This window comes from Roseovarius arcticus (assembly GCF_006125015.1).
GTDB classification, from domain to species: domain Bacteria; phylum Pseudomonadota; class Alphaproteobacteria; order Rhodobacterales; family Rhodobacteraceae; genus Roseovarius; species Roseovarius arcticus.
In genome coordinates this window covers 2,639,905-2,662,129 of sequence record NZ_SZZN01000001.1, presented here as the reverse complement: position 1 = coordinate 2,662,129, position 22,225 = coordinate 2,639,905, and the positions used below count along the sequence as shown (strand labels likewise).

13 protein-coding genes, 1 tRNA gene and 6 pseudogenes are annotated in these 22,225 nt (G+C 57.5%); 14 read left to right on the top strand and 6 right to left on the bottom strand.

Translation table 11 applies throughout. The features are described from left to right. The first annotated feature begins 6 nt into the window (after positions 1-6). The 11 genes and pseudogenes from fabF to MK6180000_RS12645 all read left to right on the top strand — a co-directional run. Complete coding sequence (gene fabF, locus MK6180000_RS12695; protein ID WP_138935063.1) at positions 7-1,266, top strand: beta-ketoacyl-ACP synthase II; 1,260 nt, start codon at positions 7-9, stop codon at positions 1,264-1,266. Then, positions 1,266-2,426, top strand: a complete 1,161-nt coding sequence (gene mltG, locus MK6180000_RS12690; protein WP_138935062.1) for an endolytic transglycosylase MltG — start codon at positions 1,266-1,268, stop codon at positions 2,424-2,426. The genes fabF and mltG overlap by 1 nt, the downstream gene beginning before the upstream one ends. A gap of 96 nt (positions 2,427-2,522) precedes the next feature. Beyond that, a complete protein-coding gene (locus MK6180000_RS12685) occupies positions 2,523-4,313 on the top strand; it encodes an ABC transporter transmembrane domain-containing protein (protein ID WP_138935061.1) in 1,791 nt (596 codons plus the stop codon). Positions 4,314-4,404: 91 nt separating this feature from the next. Then, complete coding sequence (locus MK6180000_RS12680; RefSeq protein ID WP_138935060.1) at positions 4,405-5,289, top strand: carbon-nitrogen hydrolase family protein; 885 nt, start codon at positions 4,405-4,407, stop codon at positions 5,287-5,289. A 96-nt stretch (positions 5,290-5,385) separates the two neighbouring features. Next, positions 5,386-5,604, top strand: coding sequence for a translation initiation factor IF-1 (gene infA, locus MK6180000_RS12675; protein WP_089270552.1), 219 nt, complete (start codon positions 5,386-5,388; stop codon positions 5,602-5,604). A gap of 86 nt (positions 5,605-5,690) precedes the next feature. Next, positions 5,691-6,284, top strand: a complete 594-nt coding sequence (locus MK6180000_RS12670) for a Maf family protein (protein WP_138935059.1) — start codon at positions 5,691-5,693, stop codon at positions 6,282-6,284. Further along, positions 6,281-7,297 carry a ribonuclease E/G gene (locus tag MK6180000_RS12665; protein WP_138935058.1) on the top strand — a complete coding sequence of 339 codons (1,017 nt, stop codon included), beginning with the start codon at positions 6,281-6,283 and terminating at the stop codon, positions 7,295-7,297. The genes MK6180000_RS12670 and MK6180000_RS12665 overlap by 4 nt, the downstream gene beginning before the upstream one ends. Further along, a complete protein-coding gene (locus tag MK6180000_RS12660) occupies positions 7,294-7,488 on the top strand; it encodes a DNA gyrase inhibitor YacG (RefSeq protein ID WP_138935057.1) in 195 nt (64 codons plus the stop codon). The genes MK6180000_RS12665 and MK6180000_RS12660 overlap by 4 nt, the downstream gene beginning before the upstream one ends. 78 nt (positions 7,489-7,566) lie before the next feature. After that, a tRNA-Phe gene (locus MK6180000_RS12655) sits at positions 7,567-7,641 on the top strand. A 680-nt stretch (positions 7,642-8,321) separates the two neighbouring features. After that, positions 8,322-8,570, top strand: a complete 249-nt coding sequence (locus tag MK6180000_RS12650; protein WP_246040514.1) for a site-specific integrase — start codon at positions 8,322-8,324, stop codon at positions 8,568-8,570. A 53-nt stretch (positions 8,571-8,623) separates the two neighbouring features. Continuing rightward, a pseudogene (locus MK6180000_RS12645) lies at positions 8,624-9,438 on the top strand (IS3 family transposase); the annotation flags it as partial. A 261-nt stretch (positions 9,439-9,699) separates the two neighbouring features. Here the strand turns inward: MK6180000_RS12645 and MK6180000_RS12640 are convergent. Continuing rightward, positions 9,700-10,932, bottom strand: coding sequence for an IS110 family RNA-guided transposase (locus MK6180000_RS12640; protein WP_138935056.1), 1,233 nt, complete (start codon positions 10,930-10,932; stop codon positions 9,700-9,702). Between the two features lie 131 nt (positions 10,933-11,063). On the opposite strand from MK6180000_RS12640, the pseudogene MK6180000_RS12635 reads away from it, so the two are divergent. Next, a pseudogene (locus MK6180000_RS12635) lies at positions 11,064-11,342 on the top strand (transposase); the annotation flags it as partial. A gap of 420 nt (positions 11,343-11,762) precedes the next feature. On the opposite strand, the gene MK6180000_RS12630 reads toward MK6180000_RS12635, so the two are convergent. Beyond that, positions 11,763-13,142 (bottom strand): sensor histidine kinase, encoded by a 1,380-nt coding sequence (locus MK6180000_RS12630; RefSeq protein ID WP_138935055.1) that lies wholly within the window; start codon positions 13,140-13,142, stop codon positions 11,763-11,765. Then, positions 13,139-13,618, bottom strand: a complete 480-nt coding sequence (locus MK6180000_RS12625; RefSeq protein WP_138935054.1) for a putative pterin-binding protein — start codon at positions 13,616-13,618, stop codon at positions 13,139-13,141. Before MK6180000_RS12625 ends, MK6180000_RS12630 begins: the two co-directional genes overlap by 4 nt. Before the next feature lie 1,018 nt (positions 13,619-14,636). Here MK6180000_RS12625 and MK6180000_RS12620 point away from each other — a divergent pair. Both MK6180000_RS12620 and MK6180000_RS12615 read left to right on the top strand, forming a co-directional pair. Beyond that, positions 14,637-15,800 (top strand): annotated as a pseudogene (locus tag MK6180000_RS12620) (IS3 family transposase). Between the two features lie 18 nt (positions 15,801-15,818). Continuing rightward, positions 15,819-16,916, top strand: a pseudogene (locus MK6180000_RS12615) (IS30 family transposase); the annotation flags it as partial. A 193-nt stretch (positions 16,917-17,109) separates the two neighbouring features. Here MK6180000_RS12615 and MK6180000_RS12610 read toward each other — a convergent pair. The 3 genes and pseudogenes from MK6180000_RS12610 to MK6180000_RS21020 form a co-directional block, all read right to left on the bottom strand. Then, positions 17,110-19,581: a PAS domain S-box protein gene (locus MK6180000_RS12610; RefSeq protein WP_212751904.1), complete on the bottom strand. Its 2,472-nt coding sequence runs from the start codon at positions 19,579-19,581 to the stop codon at positions 17,110-17,112. A 149-nt stretch (positions 19,582-19,730) separates the two neighbouring features. After that, positions 19,731-20,191: pseudogene (locus tag MK6180000_RS20720) on the bottom strand (transposase); the annotation flags it as partial. A gap of 96 nt (positions 20,192-20,287) precedes the next feature. Beyond that, positions 20,288-22,077, bottom strand: a pseudogene (locus tag MK6180000_RS21020) (SLC13 family permease). Positions 22,078-22,225 lie beyond the last annotated feature (148 nt).

The window sequence follows — 22,225 nt, the reverse complement described above, 5'->3', positions numbered from 1 at the left end:
AGCAATATGCGCCGTGTCGTCGTAACAGGCCTAGGACTGGTCACACCGCTCGCCTCAGGCGTCGAAGAAAGCTGGAGCCGTCTTTTAGACGGACAATCGGGCGCGGGCCTGATCACGCGCTTCGATCCGTCGCAAGTGCTGACTAAATATGCCTGCGAGGTTCCACTTGGCGATGGCACGGACGGCACGTTCAACGCTGACCACTTTATGGAGCCCAAAGAGCGCCGCAAGGTCGATGATTTCATCCTTTACGGTGTGGCAGCGGCCCAGCAGGCGGTCGAGGATAGCGGCTGGATGCCTCAGGACGAGGAGGCGCGCCAGCGCACCGGCGTCATGATCGGGTCTGGCATCGGCGGTCTACGCTCAATCGAAGAGACAACGCTGGTCATACGCGACAAGGGGGCGCGGCGCGTGTCTCCTTTCTTTATTCCGGGTGCACTGATCAATCTCATCAGTGGCCAAGTGGGCATCCGCTATGGCTTTAAGGGGCCGAATCATTCGGTCGTTACCGCGTGTTCGTCTGGCGCGCATGCCATCGGCGACGCGGCGCGCCTGATCATCTTTGGTGATGCCGACGTGATGATCGCGGGCGGCGCCGAGGCCGCAATTTGCGAGATCGGCATCGCGGGCTTTAACGCGTGCAAGGCGCTCAGCACCAGGCGCGCGGATGACCCCAAGGCTGCCAGCCGGCCCTATGACGTTGACCGCGACGGATTTGTCATGGGCGAGGGCGCGGGTATCGTCGTGCTGGAGGAGTACGAACATGCCAAGGCGCGCGGCGCCAAGATATACGCCGAGGTTCTGGGCTACGGTCTGTCGGGCGACGCGCATCACATCACCGCACCCGCCGAGGACGGCGATGGCGGCTTTCGCGCCATGAAAATGGCGCTGGGCCATGCGGGCATCGTGGCATCCGACATTGACTACATCAATGCGCATGGCACTTCGACCATGGCCGACACGATCGAGCTGAAGGCGGTTGAGCGTCTGATGGGCGACGCGGCTAGCAAAGCGACGATGAGTTCGACCAAATCGGCGACCGGGCACCTTTTGGGGGCTGCGGGCGCTATCGAAAGCATCTTCTCGATCCTCGCGATCCGCGATCAGGTGGTGCCGCCGACGATCAATCTGGACAATCCGGCGGTCGAGACGCCTCTGGACCTGGCCCCCCACAAAAAGGTTGAGCGGTCAGTGAAGTTCGCCATGTCTAACAGCTTTGGCTTTGGTGGCACGAATGCCAGCGTTTGCTTTGGCGCGGTGCGCTAATGTGGCGTAACATTACATCCAGCGCGATCAGCTTTCTGGTCGTGGTCGCGTTCCTCTTTGGCGGTGTGATCGTCTGGGGTCAGAACACCTATAAGGCCGAAGGCCCGGCCACCGCGCCGATCTGTCTGCGGGTCGATCGCGGATCATCCATGCGTGCCACATCTGCCCGGCTGGCCGATCAGGGCGCGATCACCAGCCCGATGATTTTTCGCATCGGTGCAGATTACGCAGGCAAGTCCGGCGATCTGAAAGCCGGCAGCTGGCTGATCCCCGAGCACGCGACCATGTCCGAGATTACGCGCATAATCACGCGCGGTGGGGCCAGCACCTGCGGCACCGAAGTCGTGTACCGCATCGGCGTGAACAGCAACGAGATTGAGGTGCGCGAGCTGGATCTGGAATCTAACCGCTATGTCGAAAAGGCCGCCTTTGACCCCGCAAGCGAAGAAGAAGCTCCAGCGATCTTTGCCGAGGTAAGCGCGCAGGCTGACACCCGCTACCGCGTGGCGATCGCCGAGGGTACGACAAGCTGGCAGATCGTTGAGGCGATGAAATCCATCGACGTGCTAGACGGTGATGTGGCCGAGATACCTGCCGAGGGCACACTCGCACCCGACAGCTATGAGGTGGTCAAGGGCGACACCCGCGCCAGCGTGATCGCGCGCATGACCGACGCCCAAGAGGTGCTGGTCGCCGCTGCATGGGCCAGCCGCGTCGATGGCTTGCCGCTGGAGAATGAGCAGGAAATGCTGGTCTTGGCCTCGATCATCGAGAAAGAGACCGGCCTGCCGGATGAGCGCCGCCAAGTGGCGTCCGTATTCGAGAATCGGCTAAAGCGCGGCATGCGCCTTCAGACCGACCCGACCGTGATCTATGGCATCACCGAGGGTAAAGGCGTTCTGGGCCGCGGTCTACGCGCCAGTGAGCTGCGTGCCGCGACAGCCTGGAATACCTATGTGATCGAGGGGCTGCCGCCTACGCCGATTGCCAATCCGGGCCGTGCCAGCATTGAGGCGGCGGTAGACCCGGCGGCAACGGATTTTGTATTCTTCGTCGCCGATGGAAGCGGCGGGCACGCCTTTGCCGAAACGCTGGAACAGCACAACGCCAACGTCGCCAAGTGGCGCCAGATCGAGGCCGAGCGTACCGAGGCTGAGTAACAGCGGGCCGCACTGCGGCGATTGGTTGCTTGACCCTACGCTGCCGCAGGGCCAAGAACAGGCCGCAATCCAATCCCCCCGCGACAGGAGCGTATCATGGCCCGCAACGGTGCAACCGCCGCAGAAATGCGCGACCGCGATCCCTCCAAACGTATCGGCGCGCTTGCTGCGCTGACCCCTTTCCTTGCGCCCTATAAGGCGCTGATGGCCGCCGCCATCGCCGCGCTAATGTTGACGGCGGGCGTGTCGCTGACGCTGCCGCTGGCCGTTCGCCGCGTTATCGATAACTTCGGTGCTGAAAATGGTGCGGTGTTGGACCAGTATTTTATGGCCGCGCTGGTGATTACCGCGCTTTTGGCCATTGGCACCGGCCTGCGCTACGCGCTGGTGACCAAGCTGGGCGAGCGTGTGGTCGCCGACATTCGCCGCGCGGTGTTTGATCGCGTGATCGGGATGAGCCCGGTGTTCTTTGAGAACATCATGACCGGCGAAGTCCTCAGCCGGATCACGACCGATACCACCCTGATCCTCAGCGTCATTAGCTCCTCCGTCTCGATTGCGCTGCGAAATGCGCTGATCTTTGCTGGTGGCCTCGTTTTGATGCTGGCCACCTCGCCCAAGCTGACGGGGTTGGTCCTGCTGATCGTGCCGTTGATCATCGTACCTATCCTGACGCTCGGCCGCAAATTGCGCCGCCTTAGCCGCGAGAACCAGGACTGGATCGCCGAAAGCTCGGGCAAGGCGTCCGAGGCGCTGCTTAGCGTTCAGGCCGTGCAGGCGTTCACACATGAGGCCGCGACGCGCGCCGATTTCGGCGCCGCGACCGAGCGGAGCTATGACGCCGCACGCCAGCGCATCCGTGTGCGGGCATTGATGACAGTGATCGTGATCTTCCTCGTCTTTACCGGGGTCGTCTGCGTTCTCTGGATCGGCGCGCGGGATGTACGTGGCGGCGGGATGAGCGCGGGATCGCTGGTCCAGTTCGTGATCTATTCGGTGATGGTTGCGGGTGCTGTCGGCGCCCTGTCCGAGATCTGGGGCGAGCTTCAGCGCGCTGCTGGCGCGACCGAGCGTTTGGTCGAATTGCTGCGCAGCGATGATCCGGTACAGGACCCGGTGCAGCCGCAAGCGCTGCCCAGCCGTGTGACTGGCGATATCCGGTTCGACAATGTCGATTTCGTCTATCCCGCGCGGCCCGAAGTGCCCGCGCTGCACAGTTTCGATCTGCATATTCAACCCGGAGAGACTATCGCACTGGTGGGCCCGTCGGGCGCGGGCAAGACGACGGTGATCCAGCTGCTGCAACGGTTCTACGATCCGGTGGCGGGCCGCGTACTGTTGGACGGTGTGGCACTGGGCGATATGCGGCGCGATGATTTCCGCAAGGTTATGGCGCTGGTGCCGCAAGATCCGGTGATATTCGCCACATCTGCGCGCGAAAACATCCGCTTTGGACGCTTGGACGCCACTGACGCAGAGGTCGAGCAGGCCGCGCGCACTGCAGCTGCGCATGATTTCATCATGGCCCTGCCAGAGGGGTATGCGAGCCAAGTGGGCGAGCGCGGTGTCATGCTGTCGGGCGGCCAGAAACAGCGCATAGCTATCGCGCGTGCCATCCTTCGCGACGCACCCGTGCTGCTACTGGACGAGGCGACCAGCGCGCTGGACGCTGAAAGTGAGCGAGCGGTGCAGGATGCTGTCGACACCCTGGCCAAGGGGCGCACGACGATCATCGTCGCGCACCGGCTCGCGACGGTTAAGAAGGCGGACCGTATCATAGTAATGGAGGAAGGGCGCATCGTCGCGACCGGCACGCATGATAGTCTGGTGGACGAAGGCGGCCTCTATGCGCGTCTGGCCAAGCTGCAATTCACCGGCGGCGTCTGAGCCGGGGCTTGGCCCCGGAAACATCGAGTATTTTTGCGCGGATGAAAAGTGAGGGCTAGACGGCGAATGCGGCACTGGTATTGTCGCCGCCATGAAAATAGCAACCGCCGCATACCCGCTGGACCCGCTGCCCGACTGGGCAGCCTATAATGCCAAACTGACAGAATGGGTCGCGGACGCCGCGGGGCAGGGGGCCGAGTTGCTGGTTTTCCCCGAATACGGCGCGCTTGAGTTGTCGATGCTTGCCGGGCCTGCCGTAGCGGGCGACCTCGAAGAGTGCCTTCGCGCCACCTCGGACCTGATGGTAGATGCCGATGATTTACACGCAGATCTGGCGGCGCGGTACGGGGTGCATATCCTCGCCGCGTCGGCACCCGTCTTTGACGACGCTATCGGCCCGCGGCCGGTAAATCGCGCGCGGCTTTTCGCACCGGGCGGCGGGCGCGGCGTGCAAGACAAGCAAATTATGACCCGGTTTGAACGTACGCCTTGGGACGTGGCGCCGGGCGGCAAGCTTAAGGTGTTTGACACCGCGCTGGGAAAGATCGCGATCCTCATCTGCTATGACAGCGAATTTCCGCTCTTGGCGCGCGCCGTCTCAGACGCCGAACTGCTGCTGGTCCCGTCCTGCACCGAGGCGCTGGCCGGCTACAGCCGCGTGCGAATCGGCGCCATGGCCCGCGCGCTAGAGGCGCAATGCGTCAGTGTGATGTCCTCCCTCGTGGGCGCGGCGCCATGGTCGCCCGCAGTTGACATGAATGTCGGGATGGGTGGCATATTCGGCCCGCCAGATATTGGATTTCCCTCGACCGGCGTGATTGCCGAAGGCGTGCTGAACCAACCCGGCTGGACCATTGGCGAGGTCGACTTGTCCCGCGTGGCGCATGTGCGCGCCGATGGCGGTGTGCTGAACCACGCCCATTGGTCCGATCAGAGCGGACGCGATGACGCGCCGCCCACGGTGACCTTGCGTTAAAGTGCGGCGTTAATAGCCCTTGAAATAGCCGGGGAATAGGGCCATCTAAGGCGCTGTTCCGCCGCCCGTGCGGAACTTACCGCTTTAGGAGACCACATGGCTAAGGAAGAACTGCTCGAATTTCCCGGTGTCGTTAGGGAACTCCTGCCGAATGCGACGTTCAGGGTCGAGCTGGAAAACGGCCATGAGATCATCGCACACACGGCAGGCAAGATGCGCAAGAACCGCATCCGTGTTCTGGCTGGCGACAAGGTACAGGTCGAGATGACCCCCTACGATCTGACCAAGGGTCGGATCAATTACAGATTTAAATAGCGCAAAACAAAGTTTCGCGCAGTGCGGGCAAGCGTTTTGCCGCAGGCGAAATGCGTCCGCACACCGCCTGCAAACTGGGTGCCACAATGACGCTCTCCTCTGATCTGCACCCAAAGCTCATCCTCGGCTCTGGCAGTCCGCGCCGTCTGGACCTGTTGTCGCAGATTGGCGTGACACCGGACGACATTCGCCCGCCCGACATTGACGAGGCGCCCGGCAAGGCGGAGTTACCGCGCCCCTATTGCATCCGCATGGCTCTGGAAAAGGCGCAGGCTGTGGATGCGGGCGACGATGATATCGTGCTGTCGGCCGATACAACAGTCGCGCTGGGCCGCCGTATCATGGGTAAACCCGATGATGTCGCTGAGGCAGACACATTTCTGCGCGCCATGTCTGGCCGCCGCCACAGCGTGATCACTGCGGTCGCCGTTCGGCGCGGCGCACGCACTTGGCAGCGCGACGTGCTGACCAAGGTACGGATGAAGCGCCTTTCGGACGCCGAGATTGCCGCATACCTCGCCACGGGCGACTGGCAAGGCAAAGCAGGTGGATACGGCATCCAAGGCCCCGCCGGGGCGCTGATACCGTGGATTTCAGGCTCGTTCACCGCTGTCGTCGGTCTGCCCTTGGCAGAGACCGCAGCGCTGCTGCAAGCTGCAGGCTGGAGGGCGCAGGCATGAGCCGCGAAACGATCGTTCTGGACCACCTAAATGGCCTTGAGGCCGCCGCGCGCCTTGTGGCCGGGCGGCTGGAGGATGTACTAATCGACGGCGGCGGCCCCCGCGTCGGTACGATCTACCGCGCCATTGCCGACAGGCCCGTCAAGGGGCAGGGCGGCATGTTCCTGCGCACGCCCGATGGGCCGGCTTTTCTGCGTCAGGTGCGCGGCCTGGCGCCGGGACAGGCACTTCTGGTGCAGATCACCGGACAGGCCGAACCGGGCAAGGCGCTACCCGTTACGCAAAAGCTGCTGTTCAAGTCGCGCTATGCCATTGTCACGCCGGGCGCGCCGGGCCTGAACATCAGCCGCGCGATCCGGGACGATGACCGCCGCGACGTCCTGATGCAGATCGCCAAGAGCGAGATGGACGGGGATGCAGGCCTCATCCTGCGCTCCTCTTGTGCGGATGGCGATGATGCTGCCATCGCCGAGGATATTCGCGCTATGGCCGATCTGGCCGCCGCCGTCATGGCCGATATCGCAGGCGACGCCGAGGCACTGACCGAAGGCGATGGCCCCCACCAGCTGGCGTGGCGCGAGTGGACCGAACCTGCGGATGTTGTGACCGATCCTGGCGGCTTTGAGGCCGAGGGCGTGCTGGACCAGATTGCGCTGCTGGGCGCCGCGCATGTCGCGCTCAGTGGTGGAGCGTCGATGTATGTGGAGCCGACCCGCGCGCTGATAGCTGTCGATGTCAATACCGGAGGCGACACCAGCCCGGCGGCAGGCCACAAGGCTAATCTGGCCGCCGCGCGCGAGCTGCCACGTCAGCTGCGCCTGCGCGGTTTGGGCGGGCAGATCACGCTGGATCTGGCCCCCATGGCAAAGAAGGACCGCCGACAGTTCGAGGATGCGTTGAGGGCCGCCTTCCGCGCCGATCCGGGTGAAACGGCGCTGGTTGGCTGGACGCCGCTGGGCCACTACGAGCTACAACGCAAGCGCGACCGTGCGCCGTTGGAGGTGCCGCAATGAGCTGCCCGATCTGCAACAAGCCCACCGAGGCGGCGCACCGGCCCTTCTGTTCCAAGCGCTGCGCCGACGTCGATCTGGGTCGTTGGCTGGGCGGCGGATACGCCATCCCGTCAACCGATCCCGAAGATATCGAGGCCGCTCTCGACGCCGCCGCCCGAGTTGCCGAGGCAGAGCGCACAAAACCCAATTGATATTTTTGCCGAACCCTCTGGACAGCCTTGCAACCGTCGCCTAGAACGCCCTCACCCGAACGCAGCCGCGTTCCCGGTGCCCGGGTAGCTCAGGGGTAGAGCAGTGGATTGAAAATCCTCGTGTCGGTGGTTCGATTCCGCCCCTGGGCACCACTTTAAATAGTTGAATACATACAGATATTCTGATCTTAGCCGCAGGACTTCAAAGGTGTCGATTTCTTCGGGGACGCACTGGGGACGCAAAAAGTTTCGCCCTCATCTTATTTAGTGAGTTTTGTGGAAATTTTTACGCTTCGCACTTTGCTGTGTCGCCACATCCGACAGACCCAAAGGCTGCAGCTTGGAAGGCAAAGGCTTCGAACGCGTCCCCCAAAGGCAATAAGTTGCGCTCTTTTATGCCCACTTGTGGAGTGGTCTATCCTGACACTAGGCGCATCAAATGACGTCGCCCAGACACTGGATCATATCTCGGTGCCTAAAAGCTTTGAATGGGTTGGTGCGCGTACAAGAAGTCACGAGGTCAGATTGCTTCGACCAGTGCCAAGCACGTCGAATGCCATCCAACGCTATGCCGACCGCCTTAAGTCCACTAGGTGTTTTTCCAAGAGCAGACGGATCAATTCCGGTCTTGATGGAGTGTCTTTCTTCTGACGCCTAAGACCATCGATCTTTTCGAATGGAAAGGCTCAGTTTGCGAGGTCGCCCCGGCTGAGAGCCGAAGTCTCGGAACAGGCTGCTTAGATCACCCTTCTCGCGCACGTGGATCGACGCACCTTCTGCGCCCCGGCGCACTGACCGGCCTGAATGACGAGGCGCGGGCCATCCTGCTTGCCATGATCAACACAGGGCTACGTTCGAGTGAACTTGCCGGGCTGACGCCCAAGGAGATCCGGCTTGATGCCAACATGCCGCATATCGCGCTCGCGCCGCATGGGCGGCAGCTCAAGACGAAGAGCTCGCGGCGGACCATCCCTCTGCTTGGCGTCTCGCTCGAAGCCATGCGTACCCATCCAGACGGCTTCGCACGCTACCGGGAAAGCTCCGCCAGCCTGGGCGCGACAGTGAACGGTAATCCCACCTAAAATTAGTGGTGTTCAAAAGTAGAATTTTCTCGGCAAGGTATCTGAGATTTACGATGAAGAACGGACGATACAGCGACGCGCAGATCATGGCCGTGTTGAAGCAGGCGGAGGGCGGTGTGCCGGTCTCTGAGCTTTGCCGTGAGCATGGCATGAGCAGCGCCAGTTTCTATAAGTGGCGCGCCAAGTTTGGCGGCATGGATGCGTCTTTGATGTCTGAGATGAAGGATATGGCGGAGGAGAACCGCCGTCTGAAGCGCATGTATGCTGAGATGAGCATGCAAAATGATCTGCTGAAGGAAGCCCTTGGAAAAAAGCGTTAAGGCCGTCTCTGCGACGAGAGATGGCCATGAATGCGGTCGTACGACACGGCGTAAGCATCGCGTCGGCGTGCCGGGCGTTCCAGATCAGCGAGACCTGCTACAGATACAGCCCTGTTATGAGCGATGAGAATGAAGAGATCGCCGATTGGCTGGAACGTCTGACAGCAAACAAGCGCAACTGGGGCTTCGGCCTGTGCTTCCTGTATCTGCGCAACGTCCAGGGTTACGGCTGGAACCACAAGCGGGTTTACCGGATCTACTGCGCAATGGAGCTAAACCTGCGTATCAAGCCGAAGAAACGCTTGAAGCGGGACAAGCCGGAGCCCCTGGCGGTGCCTGATAAGCCCAATGAGACATGGTCCATGGATTTCATGGCGGATCAGCTGGCAGACGGGCGCTCGATTAGGACATTAAACGTGCTGGATGACTTTAACCGCGAGGGTCTATGCATCGAAGTGGACTTTTCGCTGCCCGCAGAGAGAGTTGTCAGAAGCTTAAACCAGATCATTGAATGGCGCGGACAACCGCAGACAATTCGCGTCGATAACGTCCTATGCGCGGAATAACTGGCTGATTTGGCATCAGGTCATTGTCGTATCGAGGTGCCTCGACACGTTCAGAAAATGCCTCAGTTTGGCGATTTGGTCAACGACAGTCTCTCCCATAACAAACACAGAGTACGCTTTTGCGGCTCTCACCGTCCTTAAGACGAGATCATCGGGTCGCTAACACAGAAGGCCTAAACATTATCTACGAGGTCAGATGTCTGCCTCCACGGCCCTTACAGAGAAAGGTCCTTCTGTGATCAATCACCCCTCAAAGAAGGGGCGATAGGGCTCGCCATGTTTGATAATCCCGTGGACAGTACGGGCCATCTTGGCGGCGATTGCGGTATACGCCTTTCGGCGCAAATGGGTGTTTTGTCGGTCCTTGGCGATGTAGCGCTCGAACTTATCCCGGAAGCTGTTGGTCCGCTGCAGAATGGCAACCTGACCGGCCATCCACAGGGTGCGGCGCAAGCGGGCATTCCCGTATTTTGACAACTTGGTTTGGCCACGGAATGTGCCGGACTGGATGGTTGCCAAATCCATACCGCAGAACTTCATGAACTGCCGGTGGTGTCCAAAGCGGCGCAAGTCGCCAGCTTCTGCCAGGATGGTCAGGGCGTTGATCGGGCCGATCCCAGGTATTGATGTCAGCAACTGATAGTCAGGCAGATCTTTGAGAAGCGCGACGGCGCGATCTTCGATTTGATTACGTTGCGCAATGAGACTGCGGCCTTCCCCAAGAACCAAGCGGAACATACTGATCGCATCAGAATCTGGGGCAACCGGCAATCCCACTGAAGACCTGGCTGTCTCGTAAATATCTGCAAGCAAACGCTCTTTCGCGACCTTGCGCCCAATGACGCCCCAAGCATCAACGGTGAAAGCGTCTTTGCCCATTGCCGTGATAAAATGTGGTGATGGATAGCGCTCAAGGAATGCAAAGAACCAATCACTGCGCGAGCTGCGGTGAAAGCGGTCAGCTTCGGGGAAGTACAACGGCAGGTAATGTGTCAGCACGCGGTGCCAAAGTTCGGTCTTCGACTTGGAGACGATATCGTGGGTTTTGGACAGCTCCTGAATGTCATTCGTGCCATGCACCAATGGATCATGATAAAACTGCTCGTTCCCGATCTCCATCATATGCAGGATGACCTGGGCGTTCTTGGGGTCATTCTTGTCCCAACTGTTGTTGAGTGCTTCCCGCGTACGCGCCAAAGCAACTGATGACACCAGCTTCACCTCAAAGCCAGCTGTTGCCAGATGATAACCCAAGGCGCGGTGATAATTGCCGGTCGCCTCGAAGGCCACACGCACCGGGCATCCATAATCCCTCAACGTGTCGATGAGGCGGTTGAAGTCGGCAAGCTCGTTCAAAACAGTTAAGCGGCGTCGCCGTTTCTTATCTGGAATAGCGATCAAAACTTCATGCCGGGCCTTGGCGATGTCGATGGCCACCAAAACAGGTGCATCTTGTGCAACAATAATCTCGGTCATAGTCGGTCTCCTTTACAGTGTGGTTTGTGCAAAACCACTGTAGGGACCTGAGAACCGGCTATGACCACCTGCTGCGCTATTTGAGGGCTGCGCAGGTGGCCATAGCCTCTCAATCAGCGTCATTCCGAATGTGTTATGGCCCAGAATATATCAGTGGTAAGCTGATGGAATGGGCCGAGAAACGCAATGTTCGGCTGGAATATATCCAGCCGGGCAAGCCACAACAGAACGCTTACATCGAACGCTACAATCGTACCGTTCGCGGTGAATGGCTGGGGCAATACGTCTTTGAAACCATCGAGGAGGCACAGGACCAAGCAACTGAATGGCTCTGGACTTACAACAACGAGCGACCCAACATGGGAATCGGCGGCATGACACCTGCCATGAAACTAAAGACAGCCGCCTGAATTCTACGGCTGGACCCCATTAAAAATGGGGGGATTACCGTGCGCCTGTGATAATCACATAAGACCGCAGATCGATTTTATTGGAGCTAATATTAAGGTCTTTCTTTTCGAAAGAGGTTTGAATAGGGTATACCGCTGGATTGACAACGTTACCGATACTCCGGAGGTATTGTCTCCATTGGATCGAAACGAAAGTAGAAAGTTTGATATCGAAATATCCAGCAAAACGGAGGCCAAAATCAGAGATTTGTATGAGAGTGATTATTCACTAATAAGCACACTTAAAAATATGCCTGGTGACTATCAAGAAATTGATATCGACTCCCGGAAGTTTAGTGGAAATGCTTCTAGAAATTGCGAGCGCATGGCGTAGCTGTAAATTTTTCAGGCTAAATGAAAGTGTTCACTTTGAAGCCAGACTTATTTTGATTTTGGGGCATTGGCAGAAGGCAATGTAAACCAGAAAGTTGAGCCTTCGCCTTCGATTGAGTTCACCCCAACTTTTCCACCATGTAACTCAATTATATTCTTGGTAATGCTTAAACCCAGACCACTGCTCTTTCGAGCGGTCGTTGTTCCTGGGTTAATCTGATGAAAACGAGAGAATAGGTTTTCTTGATCTGCTCGCAACATCCCTTTTCCGTAGTCAGTGACCTCGACCCGTATCCAAGAGCCAGTCTGCCGTGCGCTGATGTCCACGATCCCTCCAGCATGGCTGAATTTAGCCGCATTCGAGAGTAGGTTACTTATAACCTGTGAAATACGGGCCTCATCAGCGCTCACGATCACTTCTGCACCGGGTTGCGCGACTGAGAACTTGACACCAAGTTCACTAGCATAGACTTCACACTCTTCGGCTGTCGCTACAATTACTGAATTTAAGTTCATACACTCCTTCTTGAGGTTGATCTTTCCTTCGCTCAAAGATTGCGCATCGAGAATATCATTTACCAGGCTTAGCAGTCGTTCTGAATTGCGGTGAGCGATATCAATCAATTTAGTCGCCCCCTCGTCCAATCCCTTTCCAAACTTTGCCTTGAATAGACTGATCCCTCCAACAATCGACGTGAGGGGCGTGCGTAACTCATGGCTGACAACAATCATAAAGTTGTCTTTCATTTTTGATGATGCCTCAACTTCAAGAACGAGCTTCTGAAGTTGTTGCGACTTTCGTCTGCTCAAACGAAGGTCAGCTATGAGTATGATAACGACGATGCTTGCGAGCGCCACAATAACGATACCCAAGTAAGCAATGGCGTTCGACAGCGACAGGAGGCCGTTCCGAAACTCCGATAGAATGCGGGATCGCTCCTGTGCCATTGATAAGGACAGCTGGTTGAATTTTAGATTGTATGGATCGATTTCTACAAGTATTTCCCTCGCCGCCACTTGGCGGTCGAGCCCTAAGATATCCGATTCAGGAAGCGATTGAACCAGAGGATCAACTTTCTCGAGCACCCGCTCGAATTCAACGAGTGCAGCCTGGTCAATATTAGCTTCACTTATTATCTCGGCCATCTTCCCTTCTTGCATGACGTTGAGTCGGCTCCATAGAATATCAAACCGAGTCGCCACTTCCTCAGCCGATCGTGCGCCGATGGCATATTCTGCTAGTTCAGCGTTAAAATTTAGAAGCTCGAATTGTAGCTTTGACGCGATCCATAACGGGTCACTTTGTTCAGCGGTTCTGATTTGGTATACACGGTCGCTGAGTTTCCAAATGACGGTGCCTCCCAAAAGGACCGCAGCCAAACACAAAAGCGCAAGGGCAATTCGAAGTGCGCTGCCAGCTTTGATCATTCGGCAGTGATGCTTGTCAGTTGCCAGATTATTCGGCTGTTGTAGATATCATCGCGCAGCTCTTCGTGATCGCTCATGGGATAGATGACCCAGATTGGGCCTTTGTCCCGGCTTGTCAATTTTTCCCCGTTACTGAAAAGGGCCAAGATTACATTGTACTGGTAGGCGTCGGCAGCCGGTACGCTGACGGAAAAGTCATTTATCGCGCGCAGGGTCAGTGTCTCGTCTGGGCCTATGTCGTACCTTACCAGCAAGTCTTTTAGTGCTGGGCCAGAAAACTCCGTGGTATCATCTACATAGTCATTTTTAGTTGTGACCGTGGATTGCGGCATGGCGAGCAAATCATCCAGGCTCAGCGACTCAGACGCGCCATCGGTAGTTACCGTAAGCAGACCTTCTGCATAACTCACAGTAGGCAGCGCAAGGAAGAGCATTGCCAAGGTGTTGCGGGCCGCACGAAGCAATTTCTCTCTCATATTTTAACCTTTCATGGTGATTTTTTTTTGGTTATCGGAATATGCTACAACAAAAGTATGGCAATTTATACTATAGGTTGAATATATGACTAGCTGTCATCTTCTTCGTCGATCAGCCTGCTCAACTGGCGTCAGACGATCAAGAAACTGAAAGGCGGCACGGAGTCCTAAATGCGTCAAGCGCAAGCATCAGATGTTGGGCTTGCTCCGCCGGAATTCTTGTGAAGATTACATCGATCAGTTTGTCGCGATCTTTCTTCGTTGTTGCCAGATTTCCCTCCACAGGGAGCGATAGGTCGCGCCAGAGGCGGTTTAGCTAAGGCGGGTGCCAGCTCAAACGGTCCGAGGCGCAGGCGCTACGGCCAAATGGATAACTCATATAACTGGCGCGGACGTCGTCGTTCAGGCCGCATTGGCCGACACCTCATAAATATCGGTAACCATCATGATCTGGTTGTGCCGGATACAATCAAAAAAAGCGTTTGGCGGCTGATTGTGGGAAGATCAAGTCCTCACTGAGAGGCAACATACAGTTCGCTTTCTCGTTCATAACGCGCTAATTCTCTGTTAATTCGGAGTACTCCCGATGTTCGGTCAAGGTCATTGCACCCTCCCGCAACCAAATTTACTTAATTATACTGATGATCTAGCGCCCCTCGGAGCGCTTTTTGCGTTTCGAAGCAAACCCACGGTGCTACGCTGGTGCTACGGTAGGGCGCAAAGATGTAAGCTGGGCAGCGCTCTGCCGCCTAGCCTCGGAGGATAGCATCAGGCCGCGCCTTTAATTGGCGGGACTGGGCATGTCGGGCGGTGGTCTCAACAGGTGGACGCAACACTTTAATCTTTAGGAAGAGATGGAGTGTTGGCAATGAAGTATCGTACCAGGATTTACTATTCGGCTGAGCAACGTGCGGATATCTGGGATCGTTGGCAGCGTGGCGAGTCGATGATGGAATGCCCCCACTGAAGTGGTCCACCTTTTGGGATAGAATTATCCCGTTTTCAGGAGGACGACGAGATGGCTGGCAAACGAGAGAAGCCCGAAGATATTGTGCTGAAGCTACGGCAAGTTGAAGTGCTGCAAGGGCAAGGGCGGTCGACGGCGGAAGCGGTGCGTCAGATCGGTGTGACGGTTCAGACTTATTATCGATGGCGCAAAGAATATGGCGGCATGAACCGCAATCAGCTCAAGCGGCTTAAAGAGCTGGAAACAGAGAATACTCGGCTCAGGCGTGCGGTGTCGGATCTGACACTGGACAAGATGATCTTGACTGAGGCCGCACGGGGAAACTTCTAAGCCCTTCCCGCCGCCGTCGGTGCATTGATCATGTGCGGCAGACCCTTGGCGTATCTGAGCGCCGGGTCTGCCGCACACTCGGGCAGCATCGTTCGACACAGCGCAAGGAACCTTGCGGCTTGCCGGACGAAGCGCGGCTAACCGAGGACATCATTGCACTGACGGAAGAGTTCGGACGCTATGCGCTGCCCGGCAGGCGATGCTCGCATCGCCGAGAGGGGTACCGCATGATCACCGGGATGTTGAACAACAGCGGATGGCATGTGAATCACAAGCGCGTAGAGCGAATTTGGCGGCGCGAAGGGCTGAAAGTTCCACAAAAACAACCCAAGAAGGGGCGGCTCTGGCTGAACGACGGATCTTGCGTGAGGCTGCGGCCTGAGCGCCCAAACCACGTTTGGTCGTATGACTTCGTCCAAGATCGCACACACGATGGGCGGGTCTACCGCACACTGAATATCATCGATGAGTTCACGAAGGAGGCGCTTGTGATCAGGGTTAAACGTAAGCTCAATTCAACAGACGTGGTCGACGCCTTGACCGATCTGTTTATCCTGAGAGGGCCGCCAGAATATATCAGATCGGATAATGGCGCGGAATTTATCGCAAAAAAAAGTGCGTGCCTGGATCGGGGCAGTTGGCGCGAAAACCGCTTTCATCGCGCCAGGCTCACCATGGGAAAACGGATACTGCGAGAGCTTCAACTCCCGCTTCCGCGACGAGCTGCTGAACGGGGAGGTCTTCTTCACGTTGCGCGAGGCTCAGATCCTGATCGAAAGATGGCGCCGCCACTACAACACAGTCAGGCCACACAGCGCCTTGGATTATCGTCCACCGGCACCAAAAAGCATCGTACCGATAGACCAGAGACCGACCATGCATTAATATTTAAACTGGACCACCCGATGGGGGCACACCATGAGATCGATTGGACGGGTTTTTGACCGTCAGTCATCATCGGTGTTCTCAGTGATTTCCCCGACAGGAGGCATTCGCCCGCCAGATCGAATACGCGGAAAGTTTGCTCTTTGTCTTTCGGAACGCGAAGAGATCTCGCGCGGTCTGAGTATGAAGCAGTCCCTTCGTATGATCGCGCGCCAGTTGGGTCGCGCACCCTCGACGATCAGCCGGGAGGTCCGGCGCAATGGTGGCGTTGCGGGTTATCGTGCGACGGCATCAGATCAGGCGGCATGGAACCGTGCTCTGCGCCCAAAGATATGTAAGCTGGCTTGCCACCCAGCATTGGCCCACGCAGTATCAGCAAAGCTACGGCGTAAGTGGTCTCCCGAGCAGATTGCGGGCTGGCTCAAACGCGCGTTCCCGAGAGAGGCGCACAAACAGGTGTCACACGAGACGATCTATCGAAGCCTTTATATTCAAGCGCGCGGCGTGCTGAAGAAGGAGTTGCTTGAGCACTTGCGCGCCAAACGCACAGTCCGCCGCTCCAGACACGCAAGCCTCAAACGCAATGGTCTTGGTCAAATTAAAGACGCTGTATCGATCAGTGAAAGGCCCGCAGCTGTCGAGGATCGTGCCGTACCGGGGCACTGGGAAGGTGACTTGATTGGCGGCTCCAAGAACAGCTATGTTGCGACGCTTGTCGAGCGCCAGTCACGATATGTCATGCTGGTCAAAGTCGCTAACAAAGACACCGAAAGCGTCATCTCAGGGCTCATCAAGTCAGCTCAGAGACTACCCCGCGAACTCTACAAATCTCTGACATGGGATCGCGGCAAAGAGCTGGCGGATCACCCACGCCTGACCATGGCAACTGACGTCGACGTCTACTTTTGCGACCCTCAGTCACCGTGGCAACGCGGATCAAACGAAAATACCAACCGGCTTTTGAGGCAGTATTTACCAAGAGGAACAGACTTATCCGTCCATTCTCAAGCAAAACTCAGCGCAATCGCGAGGCAGTTGAACGAACGCCCCCGCAAGACCTTGCAATACCAAACCCCAGCGGAGAAGTTTGCGGAGTGTGTTGCGTCGATCAGTTGAGATCGCCGCGGATACCGGACATTCGCCGCGCGCTGTTCAAACGTCAGCTGCTCGGTGAGCGCTGGCGGACTTGGCTAAAGTAACATTGTTACATCTGGGGTATAGATTCCGCACAGAAGCGGACGGGTGGGTCCAGTATTCGCGCTCATTCATCAACGGGTCAGGAAAAGGTCCCGCCTTTCAAGCCTGCGCTTCATGACCCGCCGATACATTGCTGAAGCGCAACCTCCAAAGCGCGTTGATCATAGGGTTTGACCAAACCGGTTATGGGACACCCCAATTTGCTGCCCTCTGTATATTCACGCAGATCAGCACCCGAGGCGATGATCACCGCGATATCTAGATGAGTTTCTGAAACGAGGCGCACCAGCTCCATCCCATGCCCGTCAGGAAGACCAAGGTCAGCAACCATCACATGCAAGACCTCACTACCTAACAATGCTGAGGCTTCCGCTATCGTGCCGGCTTCGACAACCTCGTGACCCAAATCTGCCAGCATTTCCGCAGTCGCCATGCGGATCAGGACGTCGTCCTCCACCAGAAGCACGCGCGCCCCCCTTACGGGCAGATTGCTTCCAGAGACGAAACCGCCATTCTTGCCCTGCTGGCGTTCCTGCGGCAGCGACGCCGGGTGCCGCTCGAGTATTTCAGAGATCTTTTGGGCAAGACGTTCACGCGTATAGGGCTTGCTCAGCAGGTCCACACCGTCATCCAGTCGTCCGGCATGGACAATCGCGTTCTGCGTATAACCCGATGTGAAGAGAACCCCAATACCGGGCAGTTTCTCCTTGGCCTTGCGGGCAAGATCAGGGCTGCGCAGTGTGCCGGGCATGACCACGTCGGTAAATAGGATGTCGATCTTCACACCGCTGTTCACGATGGCCAGCGCGCTGTCGGCGTTTTCGGCGGTCAGAACCGAATAGCCGAGATCGCGCAGCAGATCGACGGCGGTTTCGCGCACCGCTTGATCGTCTTCGACGATGAGCACGATCTCCCCGTGCCCCTTGGGCGTCTCTACCCCTAGCAGCGCCTGAAGCACGTCTTCCTCTCGTCGCGTTTTCGGCAGATAGATCCGAACCGTTGTGCCATGGCCTTCTTCACTGTAGATTTTGACGTGACCGCCCGATTGCTTGATAAAACCATATACCATGCTTAGGCCAAGGCCGGTGCCCTGGCCAATCGCCTTCGTCGTAAAGAACGGGTCAAAGACCTTCTCGATGATGTCCTGGGGAATACCGCTGCCGGTATCGGTGATGGCAAGCGCCACGTATTGCCCGGGCACGACATGCGAGTGAGCCTCGGCATAAGCATCGTCGAGCGATGCGTTGCCCGCCTCAATCGTGAGTTTGCCGGAGTGGTTCATCGCATCGCGCGCGTTGATGGCCAGATTGAGGATGGCGTTTTCCAGCTGGACCTGATCGACGAGGCAATTCCACAGACCTCCAGCGATGACCGTTTCAATCTCTATCGCTTCTCCCAGCGTTCGTCGGAGCAAATCGTCCATCCCGCGCAAAAGTCGGCCAACGTTCTTCGGCTTGGGTTCGAGGGGTTGCTGACGGCTAAAGGCAAGGAGTTGCGCGGTTAGGTTTGCGCCCCGCGAGACACCGGTCATCGCGCTCTCGGCAAACTTTCTCTTGGGGTCACTATCTGGCAGCTCCTTCAGCAACAACTGAAGGTTGCTGCCGATCACCTGCAGGAGGTTGTTGAAATCATGCGCGACACCGCCGGTCAACTGACCTACCGCCTCCATCTTTTGCGATTGGACGAGTCGTGCCTCAAGGCGGTCGCGCTCAATCATCGCCTCCTGGACCCGGGCCTTTAGTGCGTTGTTGAATTCGATTTCGGCATTTCGGGCCTTCAATTCCTCGGTGATGTCCCGCGCTTCGATGACCGTCCCCACGGTCTTTCCGCTTTCGTCCTTCATGGGGGATGCCGTGAACCCTACCGGGTAGAAGCTCCCATCTTTGTGGACAAAGGTTTCTTCGCCCTGGACCTGGTGGTCCTCAGGAAAGGCGCGATCAATTTCGCAGTCTTCAATAGGAAATTTCTGTCCGTCGGGGTGGCTGTGATGGATGACATCGTGAAGGAGTTGGCCTTGGACTTCCTCAAACCTGTAGCCTGTGAGCGTTTCGGCGGCCTTGTTCATAAAAACGCAATGCTGCCCCTCATCCATCATGAAAATTGCCATGGTGGTGTTGCTCAGGATGGCGTCCAGCCGCGTCGAGGCCTTCGCCAGGGCCGCTGTAGTCTCTTTCTGGTTCGTGATGTCCTGAATGGCCGCGTAGAATACTCTTTCACCGTCGGTGGAAATCAGCTGCAAATGGACCCAGACGTTGTAGCGCGAGCCATCTTTCCTTTCGTGAACCGTCTCGAATTCCAAGCCGGAGCGATCCCCTTTGAGCAGGGGATCAACCAAGTCAAGAAACTCCTGCCGTGATAGTGTGGGCTTGAGGTCCCATGGGGTCTTAGCTCGAAGCTCTTCCATGGTGAACCCAAGGTTATCACGGGCTCCCCGGTTAACCAGAGAGAACCTAAAGTCGTCCTCCGAGAAGACGTAAACTTCGCTGACAGCATCTTCGACGATACGCCCCAGTCGGTCGCTAGTCATGCCCAACACGTTTTGCATCATAGCCCTCACATTTTGATCACCCATGGCCTGAGCCATTGCGGCCTCTCCAACCCACAGGATGCACATAGATTAGCTTTCTAAAAGAGGTCGGCCAGCGCGAATGTCGACTTTTTCATCTCCATATGTAAGATTTCAGCAGCGGCGAAGTCTTGTTGCCTTCTTTTCCTGAGGCTGCCGGGCAGCGCATAGCGTCCGAACTCTTCCGTCACTGCAATGATGTCCTCGGTCAGCCGCACTTCGTCCGGCAAGCCGCAAGGAGCTTTGCGCTGCGTCGAGCGATGTTGACCCAATGTAAGGCAGGCACTGCGCTCAGATACGCCAAGGGTCTGCCGCACATGATCAATGCAGCGACGGCGGCGGGAAGGGCTTAGTAGTTTCCCCGTGCGGCCTCAGTCAAGATCATCTTGTCCAGTGTCAGATCCGACACCGCACACCTGAGCCGGGTGTTTTCCGTCTCCAGCACTTTGAGCCGCTTAAGCTGGTCCCGGGTCATACCACCGTATTCTTTCCGCCATCGATAGTGGGTCTGAACCGTCACGCCGATCTGACGCACGGCTTCCGCCGTCGATCGTCCTTGCCCTTGCAGCATTTCAACTTGTCGCAGCTTCAGCACAATGTCCTCGGGCTTCTCTCGCTTGCCTGCCATCTCGTCGTCCTCCTGAAAACGGGATAATTCCATCCCAAAAGGTGGACCACATCAGTGGGGCATTCCAGCGGATGCCCAACCAAAGCTTGCACCTTTTTAGGGCATCAGTGGCCAAATGAGCGGGATCAGAACAACAGTTGCTGACCCAATGATAATGTTCATTGGAACACCAACTTTTAGGAAATCGGTGAACTTGTACCCTCCGGCGTTGTAGACAAGCGTATTGGTCTGGTAACCGATTGGCGTCGCAAAACTTGCGCTTGCGCCGAACATCACGGCCACAACGAAAGGGCGCGGGTCAAGGCCAAGTTGAATTGCCACGCCCGCCGCAATCGGTGCCAGCAGGACAGCGACGGCATTGTTGGTGACCAGTTCCGTCAGGATCGACGTGAGGGCATACACTAGAGCAAGTGCGACGATTGGTTGGACCGTAGCCAGCAGCGGCGATACCTTGGCCACAATCAGCGCAAGCGCGCCGGAATTGCCCAAAGCACTCCCCAATGTCAGCATCGAAACGATCAGCAAAAGCAACCGGCCGTCGATCGCCCCCACGCCTTCATCCGCATCAATGCAGTTTGTCAGCAAAACCACTGCAACCCCGATCAGCGCAAGTGTCAGGATCGGGGCCACATTCAGGGCCGCCAAAACGACGACGGCAACCATGGTGGCAATCGCGATGGGCGCTTTCTTGCGGCGAAACCCCCGAGAGGTGACCGAGGACAGTTCGATCAGTTGTTCTTCATCGGCAAGCCGCGCGATATCTTCCGGCGCACCGTCAAGTAACAAGGTATCGCCGACCTCCAGTTTCATCATCGCAAGGCGCATGTCGACCGCTGCTCCCTTTCGTGAAGTGCGACCGGATAGACCCCGAAACGGCGACGCCATTGCAAACGCCCGACCATTCTGTGCAGCGCTTTTGAATTTGGGCCGATCAGGACCTCGACAACCGACGTGCGCCGGGCGGTCGACGGCTCGGTGCCCAGAACGGCGTTGCCCACCGCTGCGCCGTCGCGAAAACCCATGATCTCGGTATCTGTGGTCTTCACAACCACAACATCGCCAGCCGCCATCGTCGATGTGGCAAGGGTTGCGCGCATGGAAAGGTCCCCGCAGACAAGATCAACAACCCGGCTTCCGGCCTTCTTGAACGCCTCCACTTCCAGCACAGTCTTGCCGATCAGAGGCGAGCCTGCGGGAATGAACAGTTCAACCAGCCAGGTGCGCCCGTCGCGCTTGGATTGAACCTCCCCGACGGTATGTCGCACGGGCAGAAGGCGCGGGGCGGCGATTGCCAGAAAAGCACCGCCAACAATGGCCACAACGATTCCGACAGGCGCGATCTCGAACAGACTAAACGGTGCCATCCCCAGATCGCGTGCAACGCCATCCACCAGCAGGTTCGTCGAGGTCCCGATCAGCGAACAGGTGCCGCCAAGAATGACCATGTAGGACAGCGGGATAAGAAGGTGCGACGCCGCAACCTTCATCTGACGCGCAAGGGTGATCACCACCGGGATCAGCACAATGACCACCGGTGTGTTGTTCATGAAGACCGAGGCTCCGGCGGCGGCACTGAAGAACAGCCCGAGCGTCAGGACCGGACGCGCCTGAGCATATCGACCAAGGACAATGCTGAGGGCCTCAAGTACGCCCGTCCGGACAAGGGCCGCGCTGAGGACGAACATCGCGCCGATGGTTGCAGGTGCAGGATTGGCGAGCGCGTCGAGGACATCGGTCGGCTTGACAAGTCCGATGGCAAGAGCTGTTGCCGCCCCGCAAAAGGCGACAACATCCGGGGATCGCAGTTCCAGGACAAAGGCTGTAAAAACGCCGAGGAACAAGACGACGGCGGCGTAAGGTGCCAGTGTTGCAAAGTCGAAGGACATTCAGTGATCGGGCTCCCTTGGGCCAGTGGCAGCGCGGACTGAGGTTTTCTCGATTCGAACCGCAGCCTTGTGTTCTGATCATACATTCAGGTGCAAGAAACGGTCAGGGTGAGATTGCCTAGTCGACTGCGATAGGAAGTATCTCGCC

Coding starts and splice junctions, on each gene's coding strand:
- fabF (WP_138935063.1), top strand. CDS start 7: ATGCGCCGTGTCGTCGTAACAGGCCTAGGACTGGTCACACCGCTCGCC.
- mltG (WP_138935062.1), top strand. CDS start 1,266: ATGTGGCGTAACATTACATCCAGCGCGATCAGCTTTCTGGTCGTGGTC.
- MK6180000_RS12685 (WP_138935061.1), top strand. CDS start 2,523: ATGGCCCGCAACGGTGCAACCGCCGCAGAAATGCGCGACCGCGATCCC.
- MK6180000_RS12680 (WP_138935060.1), top strand. CDS start 4,405: ATGAAAATAGCAACCGCCGCATACCCGCTGGACCCGCTGCCCGACTGG.
- infA (WP_089270552.1), top strand. CDS start 5,386: ATGGCTAAGGAAGAACTGCTCGAATTTCCCGGTGTCGTTAGGGAACTC.
- MK6180000_RS12670 (WP_138935059.1), top strand. CDS start 5,691: ATGACGCTCTCCTCTGATCTGCACCCAAAGCTCATCCTCGGCTCTGGC.
- MK6180000_RS12665 (WP_138935058.1), top strand. CDS start 6,281: ATGAGCCGCGAAACGATCGTTCTGGACCACCTAAATGGCCTTGAGGCC.
- MK6180000_RS12660 (WP_138935057.1), top strand. CDS start 7,294: ATGAGCTGCCCGATCTGCAACAAGCCCACCGAGGCGGCGCACCGGCCC.
- MK6180000_RS12650 (WP_246040514.1), top strand. CDS start 8,322: ATGATCAACACAGGGCTACGTTCGAGTGAACTTGCCGGGCTGACGCCC.
- MK6180000_RS12640 (WP_138935056.1), bottom strand. CDS start 10,932: ATGACCGAGATTATTGTTGCACAAGATGCACCTGTTTTGGTGGCCATC.
- MK6180000_RS12630 (WP_138935055.1), bottom strand. CDS start 13,142: ATGATCAAAGCTGGCAGCGCACTTCGAATTGCCCTTGCGCTTTTGTGT.
- MK6180000_RS12625 (WP_138935054.1), bottom strand. CDS start 13,618: ATGAGAGAGAAATTGCTTCGTGCGGCCCGCAACACCTTGGCAATGCTC.
- MK6180000_RS12610 (WP_212751904.1), bottom strand. CDS start 19,581: ATGGCTCAGGCCATGGGTGATCAAAATGTGAGGGCTATGATGCAAAAC.